This window comes from Motilibacter aurantiacus (assembly GCF_011250645.1).
Classification (GTDB): domain Bacteria; phylum Actinomycetota; class Actinomycetes; order Motilibacterales; family Motilibacteraceae; genus Motilibacter_A; species Motilibacter_A aurantiacus.
Genome location: NZ_JAANNO010000025.1, coordinates 1 through 12,558, shown reverse-complemented (window position 1 = coordinate 12,558; position 12,558 = coordinate 1). Strand labels below are relative to the sequence as shown.

The following is a 12,558-nucleotide window of genomic DNA, read 5'->3' as shown; positions in this document are numbered from 1 at the left end:
CTGCCCGCCGCCCAGCAGCCCGAAGCCACCACCACCCTCGCGCAAGGACCAGGCCTTCCTACCGTCTTCGCCGGCTCCGGAGTCGAGGAGTCCTCCCCAGGAACAGCGATGACTGCGGGCTTCGAGAACCCAAGTGCCCTCGTCACTGTCAAGGACGCCATGTACGTGGCGACGACCTACGCAATCTCCAGAGTGCAGGCGTCCACGGGCGAGACCTCGGTGCTCGTAGGGCAGCGGCCACAGAGCCGCCCCTGTTTCATCAAGGACTCCGCCGTCGCGGCAGAGGTTCAGTTCTGCGGCATTCTTGAGCTTACGACGGACGGGCACTACCTGTACACGCTCGAGTATTCCGCGTCGAACGCCTCGGCAATTGAAGCCACCCCTAGGGTGGTACTTCGCCGCGTGGACCTCGCGAGCGGAGCCACATCGACCATTCCAGCGCTCAACTTTGAGGTTGCTTTCCGGGAGATGACCGGCCTCACGGTTGGTCCTGGCGGATTCCTCTACGCGGCTAGCGCTGGAAGGCTTCTAAAGATCGACCCGATGAACGCCGCAATTGAAGAGCTCACTGCTCCGATCAACGGCACCGTCCTCGACCTTGCTGCCGACGAAGAGGCGCTGTGGCTCCTCGTCCAGCGTCCATGGACGAGTGATCGGCAGATCCGCCGATTCGACCTCCGCACTCAAGAACTGACCGACGCAACTGGTTGGCTTAACGGGGAGAGCCTTCCCGCCTACATCGCCTCAGCAGGCGCGTACCTCTACACCGCGGGCGCATTAGTGCGACCCAAGAACCCTGACGGGACCCTCGATTACTCCAAAGAGCCGCAGTACCCGCTCGCGAGGATGGCGAAGGCCGACGGAAGCCTGCTGAACATCGCGTACGGCATGAGGCACGTCAGAGGCTTGGCGACAGCGCGAGGACGCATCCACTTGGCCGACATTCAGTCGGACAAGATCCTGCGGATCGATGATCTGCCGGTGTTGGCGCCGGCTCCGGGTGAGCGGCGGGCGGGTGGTAGTCCGAGCACTAATGTGCCGCAGCGTTGTCACTGTGACCCGATCAACACGTCGACGGGTGAGCTCTTCGAGTCGGTGTCGGACCTGTCTCTGACGGGGGTCGGGCCTTCCTTGGCGTGGACGCGGACGTATTCCTCGAGCGCGGGCGCTGATGACGGGCCGCTGGGACGGGGGTGGACGCACTCCTACGCGATGTCCCTGGCTGGTACCGGTGCTTCGCTGGCCGACTCCGACGTTGTGACGGTGCGTGAGGAGAACGGCAGCACGGTCGCTTTCGACCGGCGCGCGGACGGGAGCTACTCGGCGCCTCCGCGAGTCGTCGCCAGGCTGGTCCGCAACTCGGACGGCTCTCTCACGTTCACGCGGCGGTCGCGTCAGGTCTTCACGTTCGATGCGAGTGGCCGGCTCTTGATCTTGCGTGACCTCAACGGGAACGCGTTGACGTTGAGCTACGTGCGGGGCCGTCTGGACGGGGTGAGCGACGCGCATGGGCGGTATCTGCAGGTGTCGTGGGAGGCAGGCCGGATCAGCCGGGTCGCGGACTCTGCCGGCCGCCACGTCGACTACACGTACGACGCAGCTGGCCATCTTGTCGATGCCGCCGATGCGCTCGGCCAGCACACGACGTACGGGTATGACAGCGCGCATCGTCTGACGAGCAAGACCCTTCCCAGTGGGGGTGTGGTCACCACCGTTTACGACTCGGCTGGGCGCGCCGTCTCTCAGTCAGACCCGCTCGGGCGGACGACGACGTTCGCCTACGACAATGGCACCGTGACGGTGACCAGCCCCTCCGGCGCAGTCACTGTCGAGCGGTACACGGACGGCGTGCTGGCCAGTGAGACCAAGGGCACGGGGACGAGCGCCGAGGCCACGTGGCGCTACGCCTACGACGTCGCCGGCAACATCACCAGAGCCACAGCCCCCGGGGGTGGCGTCACCTCCTACGGCTACGACGCCCAAAGCAACCGGGTGAGCGCCACCGACCCGCTGGGGCGCACCACCACCTGGTCCTACGACGAACTCGGCGACGTCATCCGCACGGTCGACCCGAGCGGGGCGGTCTCGACTGCGACTTTCGACAGCCGAGGCAACCAGCTCTCCGTCACCGACCCTACGGGCAAGGTGACCCGCTCTACTGTCAACGCCAACGGCACCATCTCGTCGACCGTCGACCCCCGAGGAGCGGTAGACGGCGCCGACCCGGAGGCCTACCGCACTCGGTTCGAGTACGACGCTGCCGGCCATCGCACCGCAGTGATCACGCCAACCGGCGCTCGCAGCACGGCCACCTACGACCATGTCGGCAGGCTGGTCAGCTCCACCGACCCCCGCGGCAGCGGTGGCGCGCCCGGGTTCACCACGACCTACACCTACGACGCACTTGACCGCGTAACGACGGTCACCGACCCCCTCGGGAACACGACGGCAACCACCTACGACGCCGACGGCAACATCACGACGGTCACCGACGCCCTCGACCGCGTGACCGAGAACGACTTCGACCTCGCCGGCCAGCTCACGTCCGCCGTACAGCCCGACGGCGGAGCGATCAGCTACGCCTACGACGGGGACGGCAACGTCACCACCTCGACCAACGAGCTCGGTGAGACCACCACCACCGCGTACGACGCACTGGGCCGCAAGTCCTCGATCACGGACGAGCTCGGTCGCGTCACCCGCTTCAGCTATGACGCGGACGGCAACGCTACGCGTACCGAGCTGCCCAGCGGGGCTGCGTCGACCGCGACCTACGACAAGGCCGGGCAGCTCCTCACCTCCACCGACCCCAACGGCAAGACGACGGCCTACCGGTACGACGCTGCCGGCCGGCAGACCCGGGTGACCGACTCGGAGGGCCGCGTCACGCGGCTCACGTACGACCGCGCGGGCAGGGTCATCACCCAGACCCGTAACGATGGCACCACCGTGGCGTGGGCGTACGACTCGGCCGGCAACGAGCTCTCCTACACGGACGGCGCCGGTAGCAGCACCACCCACGCCTACGACGCAGACGGCAAGCGCGTCGCCTCCACCGACGCCGATGGCCGGAGCACCTCCTTCACCTATGACCTGGCCGGCAACCTCAAGGCCACTACGGCGGCAGATGGCGCCCAGACGACAAACGCCTACGACGCCGCCAACCGGCTCCTGAGCACGGACTACAGCGACACCACCCCCGACGTCAGCCTCAGCTACGACGCTGCCGGACAGCTCGTCACCAGGGTCGACGGCACCGGCACCACCTCCTACGTCTACAACCCGGACGGCCAGCTCACCGCCGTGGACCATCCCGGCCAGAACGTGCGCTATGCGCACGACAACGCCGGGCGGACGACAGCTATCACCTACCCCTCGGGCCGCGTCGTGAGCTACGCCTACGACAGCGCCGGCCAGCTCAGCTCGGTCAACGACGGCTCCGGGCGCATCACGACCTACACCTGGACGGTGGACGGCCTCACCAAGTCCCTTACCCACCCCAACGGCGTGGTCACCGGTTACGTCTACGACCCGGCTGGCCAAGCCACCGCGCTGACCATCACCGGCCCGAACTCGGCCAGCCTCGCCAGCTTCAGCTACGCCTACAGCCCCAGTGGGCTGCTCGCATCCGCTACCGAAGCCGGAGAGGCGAGCACCGCTCCCGCCACCCGCTCCTACGGCTACGACGCCCTCGGGCAGCTGGCGAGCGCGACGAGCACACCGGCCGCCGCGACAGACACGACCTACACCACCAGCGCAGCTGGCCACCTCACAAGCACCGCGGCAGGCACGCAGGACTTCACTGCCAGCGGCCAGCTGGTCGCGACACACACCGAAGCCGGCGACACCACCTACACCTACGACCAGCGCGGCAACCGAACCGCCACCACGGGGCCGGACGGCCAGCTCCACTACACCTACAACGCGGCCAACCAGCTCACCGCCCACACCGCCACGGACGGCGCCTACAGCCACACCTACTCGGCGGACGGGCTACGGGCCACCACGACAGCGGGCAGCGGGCCCTCCGCGCAGGTCGAGATTTACGTTTGGGACCGCAACCGCGACGTGCCCACTCTGCTCAGCGATGCCGATCACGAGTACGTGTACGGGCTGTCGTCCACACCGCTCGAGCAGATAGACACCGCGACCGATACGGCTCACTATCTTCACGGCGAGCTGAACGGCTCGGTCCGCGCCGTCACGAGCGCAGCCGGCAGCCTGGAAGGTCGCGCCAGTTACGACGCCTACGGCAACCCCAACCCCGGCAACACGGCGGCAGCGATCACCCGATTCGGCTACGCAGGCGAGTACACCGACGCCACAGGGCTGATCTACCTGCGCGCCCGCTACTACGACCCCGTCACCGCGCAGTTCATCACCCGCGACCCCCTCGAAGGCACCACCCTCAACCCATACGGCTACACCGAAGGCGACCCCCTCCTCAGCACCGACCCACTCGGCCTCTTCTGCCTCACCGGAAGCCGCAGCGACGGCCGCTGTCGCGGCGCCGGCATCATCGACGCCGCCGTCAGCAACCCCGTCGCTGACGTGATCGCGAGCGGCCTCGAAAGCGGCATCGGCCAGGGCGTCAGCTCAGCCCTCATCGGCATCGGCGACGGAGCCAGCGGCGGCCTCACCTCCGACCTACGCAACGTCCTCTCACCCGGCGCCGAGTGCTACATCACTAAAGACGGCTGGTACTACAGCGGCATCGTCGGCGGAGTCCTCGCACAAGCAGCAGTCACAGGGGGTGGCGCTACCGCTGCGACATCGAGAATTGAGACCAGTCAGGTCTTGTTGAGGTCATCGCGACAGCTGCAGGCCAAGTTCAAGCACGCTGCGGACTTCGGTGTCGCCGGGAATTACAGCAAATCGAACGCGGCGAGATTCAGCTCCGCGTTGCACCAGCACATGAACAGGCCTAGCACGAGAGTCGTACCCGGGACGTACCGCGGGGAGTCGGTGGTGCACTACCTCGATCCGTCTTCGGCGCTGAACGTCATCTCGCGGAACGGGGAGTTCGTCAGCGGCTGGCGCTTAAGCTCGGATCAACTTGGCAACGTACTCAAGAACGGGAGCCTCGGCGGTGGCTGATGACATCCAGGTCGTGTTGACGCGGGATCAAGCGCTTGTACTCCTCGAGTGGCTTGCGCGATCGTCAGCGGCCGAAGCTCCGGTCGGCTTCGAAGATCAGGCCGAGCAGCGGGTGCTCTGGGACCTGGAGGCGTTGCTTGAGGCTGTGCTGCCCGATTCACTGCGCGAGGACTATCGGACTCTCGTGCAGGCAGCTCGGTCACGAGTTCGGGATTCAGCCGACTGACCCGCCATATCGCACGCTGCAGGGCGACCGAACCGCTCTTGGGGCTGGCACCTGGCGCGGCGGGCCTCGACGGTCTGAAGGGTGTGAGAGTGCTGCAGCCGTAGGCGTGGGCGATCCTCATGGCGGCCGACTGGTGCTGGAACGCACCGCGCACTGCCCGCTACCGCGGCCCGGTGGTGCTGCACGCGTAGCGTGCGTAGTCCACCGGAGCGGAGCAGGTCCCACGGGTGCTGCAGGCCGCGCAGCAGGCGCGCCATGCCGGGTTGATCGACTCGGTCGCCGAGGTGCTGCACCCGGACAGCCCACTGCTGGTGCGCAGCGCGCTGATCGGGGTGCTGGATCTGGCGGTAGATCGGGCCGTTGACGCCCTTGTCGTCGGTGAGGGTCGATGGGGTGCACGTGCCGGTGATGAGCTGGCAGACCTCGAACCCGAGCAGGCCACGGTCGCCGTCGAGGGTGGCGAGCGGGTAGGGCCGTCGGAGCCTGGTCGGGACGGCCCGGCCTGTCCGCGGGTCCAGGACGGCCCAGGCGGAGGTGCCGGGGTAGTCGCCGGGCCCGCCGTAGCGCTCGGTGCCGTGGCTGAACAGCAGCCGACGGCCGCCGTCGAGCTCCCCGCCGGCTGGTCGCTGTGCAGCCTCGGACAGACCAGCGAGCTTGCCCCTCCCGGAACCCCCTGTTGAACATGACGCCCATGACCGATAACCGATATTACGTAAACCTAACTAGTTGACCGCTGCGAGTAGCCCTTCATGCTGGTGACGATCTCGTGCCACGGCACACGCGCGGACATCCGCTCTTGCCGAAGCGGGTGCACTCGTCGGCACTAGCGACGATGACCGAGCTGCCAGAGCCAGAGCCACCGGTCGAACAGGTTGCGCTCTCGGCTTCGCGCTACCACCCAGTTGACCAAGTAGCCTCGCTTCCTTGAGGTGTCGACTCCTAGCACCTAATCGAATCAGAACCGCCGGTCACACCCCGCCCCGGGATTACGGACGGCGTTGGTGCCACTGGGACGCCCGATCTGGTGGAACCCTCAAGTCATTGGGATTTCTGCGTAGGTGCAGGAGCGTCGAGAAGCGGGGTGCTCGAAGCCGCCCGGCTGCGAGCACCCCGCAAAAGAAGAGTCGAACGGGGCTGGGGCAGGTGAAGCACCCTCGAAGTTCTTGACGTTCGCCAGAACGTCGCACTAGCAGTAGGAGCTAGCCCCTGTCTGCTGGTCGGTTACGGTACGGAACGTGATGCTTCCGTTGTATCCCTGGATCCCACTCCACGTTCCGCCCGCATTGCGACGCCAATCGCCGCCGCCTTCCCAGTCGTAGTTGCCGGCGGTTACGGTCCAGGTGGCGTAGACACGGAAGCACTGCCAGTTTTGGCCGGCTGGTGGATACGAGCAGTAGATCTGGGCGAGGTCTTGACCGTAGGTCCCGCCCTGACAGTTGGACCGGAGAGTGACAGTGGCCCCTAGTGCCGAGGGGGCTCCTGCAAAACCGAGAAAGGTGAAGGCGCTCAGGCTTGCAGCTATATATGAACGTCGACGATTCATGCGATCTCCAGTACGCAGTGCGCAGTTGAGAAGGTCGAGGGCTGGTGATGTCAACCCGTGAACTGACTCCAGGACTACTTGCTGAGCCGCGGAATGTAAACCGTTCGCCCCTCGCGACAAAGCTTGTCCGTCGCCTCAGCCGGCTGAATGCACGCCGCCTGTTGCACTACGGTGCTCGCCGTCCGGGCTGCTGGCACACCCTGCGCCACCATGCCCGGCACGCCCGTTGTACTGCAATCAACGTGAGACGCAGCGCCGGCGGGGCACGTGACCATTACAGTGCTCACTGTCCATCCGCTGGGCACTTCGAGTCCGGACGCTGCAACCAGGGCTACGGGATCGAACCGTTCTCCGGTGGTGAGCGGGTCGTAAGAGGCCGCGACCGTCGGCGCGGCACTGGCAGTAGCTACCGGGGCAGCGGCTGAAGTGGGCTGTGATGCCTGACCACTTAGGAGCTGTCCGCCCGCAAGCACTGCGGTCACTGCGCCCACAGCGGCGGACACGGCTACTGCTCGTCGCATGTTGAACCGAGACCGCCCGTGCCTCGTTGTGTACTCCGTCAAGCTGATGTCAGTGCGCTGCACGCTTCCCCCTTCGTCTGGCTCTCGCCTCATGTCAACCGGTAGCAGACAGGACGCTAGTGCATGAGGACCTCCTACGGGGACCTCTCGTTCTGCGGCGTGACGGTTTCGCAAGCTGCCCGGTCTGCCTCAGCTGCGGTTGCCTGCTCCGCCCCAGGACCGGGGCAGATCCTTCGTCGGTTGCCGCCAGATCGGGTCGTCACGCACGACGGGGACACGCGTACTGATGGACCAGACGAGGGCACCGCGGCCTGAACGTGAGGCGATGCGGCCGGCTTAAATCGGCGGCAGCTGCAGCCGTGACCGGCTCTCGCTCCGGCTGCCACAACGTCGGCGACTTGCGGTAGCGGTAGCCGGGACCCGCGCGCTAGACGCTCGAGACTTGTTCCATGGGATTCCAAGAGGGCAACGGCTGCGCCCAGCGTGGTTGTGACTCCGGCGGCCCTGAAGGCCCAGCTTCGACCCCGCCCTGGGAGGCGAGGGTGATGTAGGCCCTTCGCTGTGCGGCTTCGGAGATCATGGCGAGAGCTCGGGCCCGGTACCCCAGGGGTCTTGGGGGTTGCCAAGGCGGTCTTTCCGCCCTCGAGGAGCCGGTCGCGCCACTGGTAGTACAGCGTCTCGGCGATCTCGTACTCGCGGCACACGTCTCGCACCGTCCGGTCGCCGCGCAGCCCGGCCAGCACGATCTCGGCCTTCTGATCCGGGGTGAACACCCGGTACTTGCGCTTCTCGCTCATCAGCCCCTCCGCGGGCGGTCAGAGCGACCATCGTCCCCAAGCCGGTCGGTTCAGGGAAGTGTCAACGCTCCCACAGGGTCCTCGTCACGCCCATCGCCGCTTCGCCGTGCCGCTCCCAGTGCGCCCACGCTCGGCCAGGTCGCCCAGCGCTGGTTGAACTGCGTCCCGAGCCACCTGCCTGGTGTCGACAGCAGGCCAGCAGCGATCAGAGCGCGGGCGTGCCGAGGCGCGAGCGCACGTCCCTCGAGGGCCTGTTGACCGTGGCGACGCTCGAGCAGGCGGAGATGGACGCTCACGTCCAACCGTGGCGCACGCACCTGTTCGACGACCCCGCTACCGCGGCGGGTCTTCCCGCCCAGGCGCTCTCAGCCGACATGGTGGAGATCTGGGGACGCCTCATGCTCGACCGCTTTCGCGACGAGGGCACGTTGGCCGGCGCCGAGGAGCGGGCCGAGATGGCCTTCCTGCTCGGATGGCCGTGCCGGGCTGCCGGGCGCGCCCCGGCAGCCCGGCAGGGGCAATGCGGGGCACTCGACTGAGCCGGCGGGCCGCCTGTGAGACGTCGGAGCCCAGCTGCCGACACTCGCAACGTGTCGACCTGCAGCCGGGAAGCTGGACAGAAACCGTACAGGCATGCACGTCGCCCGTTTGGTATTGAGCCCGGCGTGTCGCGGGCTGTGCCGACCGGCCTGCCCGTAGCGTCGCACACGGAGCAAGAACAGCGTGGCCGTCCGCGAACGTGCGAACGGCCCCCGGCGGCAACCGGGAGCCGTTCTTGTGCCGCCCAGTTGGGACAGAACTAAGGAGGCACTTGTGTCAACCGTAGCCCCAGGGGCTACACGTGCTCGGCAGGCTGGCCGAAAAATGAGAGCCAGTCTCGCGCGTGTCGTTCGTCTGCTCGCTGCCCTTGCGTCAAGGAGGGCTTTGCTGGCCATCCTCGTCGCGGGGTTGCTCACCACTGTCGGCGTGATCTATCCCAGCGTCGGGTTGGCGCTGGGCATCTTCGTCGGCGTCCTGAGCCTGTTCCGTCTAGGCAAGGGCTGACGTCGCGGGCAGGGCCAGCTCCGTGCCGGCCCTGCCCGGCTCGTCCTACACAGCACGTCCCCCGTCCGGCAGCTCTTAGAAGTGCACGTCGACCGCACTGACCATCGTGTCCGGGCTGGCCTCCTCAGCCCATCGGCCCTCCACCCGGAGCCACGCCAGCTCGGCCTCCCAGCCGACGCCGAGGGCGAACGGCCGCTGGAGCCAGCTCCCGTCCCGCAGGAGCGAGGTCCCGCAGAACGCTCCGAGGGTGGCGATCTCGACGTACGCCTCCCGCGGCACCTCGTCCGGGCTCAGCCGGCCGTCGGGCCGGGCGACGTCGACGGCCTCGCCGAACGCGGCGCGCAGCGCCAGGACGCGAGGCTGGGCGTTGTAGCGGGCCAGTGCCTCCCGGCGCACGTCGCCGCCGGCCACGGGCCGCTCGCGCTGCCAGAAGCGCCGAGGCCGTCCCTCGAGCTCGGCGCGGACCTCACGAGCCAGCTCGTCGACAGGACGAGTCGCGGGCAGGCCGTCGACCGTCGCGTGCCACAGGTCCCACGCCGACCCGGCCGTGGTCGCCGGGCGTCACGCTCTCGTTGCTCATCGCTTCCCCTCGTCTGTCTTTCCGATGTGGAAAGTGAAGCAGCAACTTTCCAACTTGGCAAGTGACAGCGAAGGGCCCCCACTCGGTCGAGTGGGGGCCCTGCTGGGGACCTGGGCGTCAGGCGACGCGGTCGGTCGGCTCGGCGTCGTCCTCGCCGTCCGGGTCGGTGAACCAGCCGGGAGGCGACGGCTTCACCGGCAACGGCTCGTACGCCAAGTGGCGCTCCGACGTGCACTGCCCGAACGGCCCGTCCGGGCTGAGCAGGATCGGCAGGTGATGGTCGAGCTGCTGAGCCATCCAGGCCGCCATCCCGTTGACCGGGTCGAGCCGGGCGCCCTCCCAGCTGCGCCACAGGACCTCCAGGCGCATGATCGCCTCGGCGTGGTCCCACCACTGCGGGCACCACTTGTGCTGCTGGCCCACGTTCCGCGGGAACGCGACGACGAACAGGTCGGTGACCCACTCCTCCAAGGACCCGTAGTAGGGCTCCCACTCCTCGTCCTCACCGGCCCCGCCAGCGCTGCCGGCAGGGGCGGGGACCGCTCCCTCAGCGCTCGCGGCCAGCAGCTCGGTCACGTACTCCAGGGCCGCCTCGAGCTGGACGATCCGGCGGCCGGCCTCGGTCAGATCGGCCGGGGGCGGCGGCCCGAGCTCCGCGACGTCGCCGAAGCCCTCCGCCTCGGTCACGGCCGCACCGCCCCGTCCAGCTCGACCGTGTCGTCGTGGCGCGGCTGGGCCGGAAGCGCGGCAGCTGCGGTGTTACCTGATGGGCGCCGTGCGACGCTCGTCCGCGCCACTGGGTGGTCCGGCCTAGGGCTCGGACCAGACATGGAACCGCCAACTCGCCTCGCTCAGATACCTCCAACCGATGTTCCAGGCTTGGTCATAAACTCATCGGTACCCCCCGAAGGGGTGGATGTGTTTCTGTTCAAGGGCGTTGATGACGCTGGACTACCAATTGAACGAGGCTCTCGGAACGCTCAATGCAACAGTGAGCAAGCTCAGGCCTTCAGTTGCCTTGTGACATCGCAGGGCGCGCAATCGATGGTTCGGCTCAGTCCGTTACCCAAAGATTTCACTCACCTAGCTGTGCAAGCTACATGGTTGGTTGAGAACCACGGCGACTTCACGGAAGCCACGGCCAGCTGGGTGATGAGACTGCCCGAGCGCGTCTGACAGATGGCCCTCGCCCGTGAGCCGCGGGCGAGGGCTATCGACCGTGGAGGCTTCCAAGAGCCCCCTTAGGGGTAGTGCTTGCGGGGCCGGCCCTCAACAACGGTCTGGTTCGCCCTCAAGGATTGGCTGATGAAGATCGACCCGGTGTGGTGGCCGCACTAGCTGTAGGCGGTAGCGCAAGGACAACGACACGTCACGCGGGTCCGGCCGACCACCGGGGTGAACTCTCCTCGCTAATCGCACGACTTTTATACGTCCTCCAGAAAATGCCTACGGCCGAGTTTCAAGCCGATTGTCGGCGGTGACGGCGTCAATGAGTTCGAGCGGCCCGGCCAGGACGGTGTGATCGGCGTCGATATCGGTAAGCACGAGCCAGGAACGGTCGGCCGGCCAGAGACCGGTCGGCCCGTGACGTTCAAACCAGCACTGATCTCGGTAGTGCCAGGTCCGCCCGAGGCTGCGCACGGCCGTCAATGGGCCGGTCATCAGCATGCAAGTCCGCAGGAGCTGGACCCGGGGCGCTGTGCTTAGCACTTCTGTAGGAAAAGCTGGCCCTTGCGGTGGTTCGACGTGCTGAGGGTCGCCGTAGAAGCCGACGGTCCCGCTCACCCAGGGCAGCTCTGCATCGATGGCCGCTACGCATGAAGCGTCAGATCCAGCCCAGTCCGTTAGGTGGTCCAGCAGCGCGTCCCAGCCATTCTCGCCCAGCTCGCCGAGATCGGGCTCCCCACCAGGCCAATCGCTGTGGACGGTGCGGCGGGCGTGCACGGTGCCGGATACCTCGTCCCAAGTGCTGTCCGGATGCAGAGGGCGGCCTGTCTGGTTGGCTACTTGAGCCCACGTTGCAGGGACCCCATTCGCGTCGCTGGCCGGGTGCAGCAATCGAGCGGTGGCTGCAAACCCAGGTATAGATAAGCCGTTGATGAAGGGGGTCGGCATCACGAGGCTGGTGAGCCAGGCCGCGTCGTTGAGGGAGCCGGGGGAAGCTGGTTGCAACGTCTGCGTGTGCACCTGACCAGTGTGGAGGTGGCGGCGTCTGGAAGCTAGCCTCCCGGTGCGAGAGGCACGTCTAGCCCGCGGACTGTCCAGCGTTGGGGCGAAGGAGTACCAGCAGCCGCGCTCGGCGCGACATGACTTGGAAGCCCCAGGCTTTGACCGGCGCACTCGCAAGCGCCGATTACCTTGACTACTGCGTAAAGCCGTAGAAGAACGGCAAGGCGGATGTTGCAGCTGCGTGCGCAGCGCTCATCATGTCGCCGGGGGCGCAACGTGTAGCAATAGCGTGCCGTGCTCGGCTGGAGCGTCACAATGGCTAGTCCTGCGGATGCGATTGAGACCGCGAGTGGGACTGCCGTGTCCGCCCCGCATGGGACACGAACACCCACCCCAGGCCCTCCCCGCCGATACCCCCCGCATCAGCCGCCGCCCGGACGCGACCCGCTCAAAGGCGTCGGAACGAGCCGGTAAGCGTCATTCTGTAAACCTGACGGTGCGATCGTCCCTCCACGGCAACGACCATCCCGTCCTCAGGCACCGCCGGCAGGCGTCCGCTCTTGCCGATGACAGGGCGTCTG

Annotated in this window: 8 protein-coding genes; 4 read left to right on the top strand and 4 right to left on the bottom strand. The window is 67.1% G+C overall.

The window, feature by feature from the left end:
• Positions 1 to 108 precede the first annotated feature (108 nt).
• The 3 genes from G9H72_RS20555 (at position 109) to G9H72_RS20545 (ending at position 6,003) form a co-directional block, all read left to right on the top strand.
• Positions 109 to 5,097 (top strand): colicin D domain-containing protein, encoded by a 4,989-nt coding sequence (locus G9H72_RS20555; protein WP_166174696.1) that lies wholly within the window; start codon positions 109 to 111, stop codon positions 5,095 to 5,097.
• Entirely contained in the window at positions 5,090 to 5,323 is a 234-nt protein-coding gene (locus G9H72_RS20550) for a hypothetical protein (protein WP_166174682.1), read from the top strand. The genes G9H72_RS20555 and G9H72_RS20550 overlap by 8 nt, the downstream gene beginning before the upstream one ends.
• A 227-nt stretch (positions 5,324 to 5,550) precedes the next feature.
• Positions 5,551 to 6,003, top strand: a complete 453-nt coding sequence (locus G9H72_RS20545; RefSeq protein ID WP_166174694.1) for a hypothetical protein — start codon at positions 5,551 to 5,553, stop codon at positions 6,001 to 6,003.
• A gap of 1,518 nt (positions 6,004 to 7,521) precedes the next feature.
• Here G9H72_RS20545 and G9H72_RS23555 read toward each other — a convergent pair.
• Positions 7,522 to 8,184, bottom strand: coding sequence for a transposase (locus G9H72_RS23555; RefSeq protein WP_166174692.1), 663 nt, complete (start codon positions 8,182 to 8,184; stop codon positions 7,522 to 7,524).
• Positions 8,185 to 8,402: 218 nt separating this feature from the next.
• On the opposite strand from G9H72_RS23555, the gene G9H72_RS20535 reads away from it, so the two are divergent.
• Entirely contained in the window at positions 8,403 to 8,723 is a 321-nt protein-coding gene (locus tag G9H72_RS20535) for a hypothetical protein (protein ID WP_166174690.1), read from the top strand.
• Between the two features lie 580 nt (positions 8,724 to 9,303).
• Here the strand turns inward: G9H72_RS20535 and G9H72_RS20530 are convergent.
• From G9H72_RS20530 to G9H72_RS20520, 3 genes are all read right to left on the bottom strand, one after another.
• Positions 9,304 to 9,639, bottom strand: a complete 336-nt coding sequence (locus tag G9H72_RS20530) for a hypothetical protein (RefSeq protein ID WP_166174688.1) — start codon at positions 9,637 to 9,639, stop codon at positions 9,304 to 9,306.
• 286 nt (positions 9,640 to 9,925) lie between these two features.
• A complete protein-coding gene (locus G9H72_RS23285; RefSeq protein WP_166174686.1) occupies positions 9,926 to 10,495 on the bottom strand; it encodes a DUF4913 domain-containing protein in 570 nt (189 codons plus the stop codon).
• 759 nt (positions 10,496 to 11,254) lie between these two features.
• On the bottom strand, positions 11,255 to 11,995 hold the full coding sequence (locus G9H72_RS20520) for a hypothetical protein (RefSeq protein ID WP_166174684.1): 741 nt from the start codon (positions 11,993 to 11,995) through the stop codon (positions 11,255 to 11,257).
• Positions 11,996 to 12,558 lie beyond the last annotated feature (563 nt).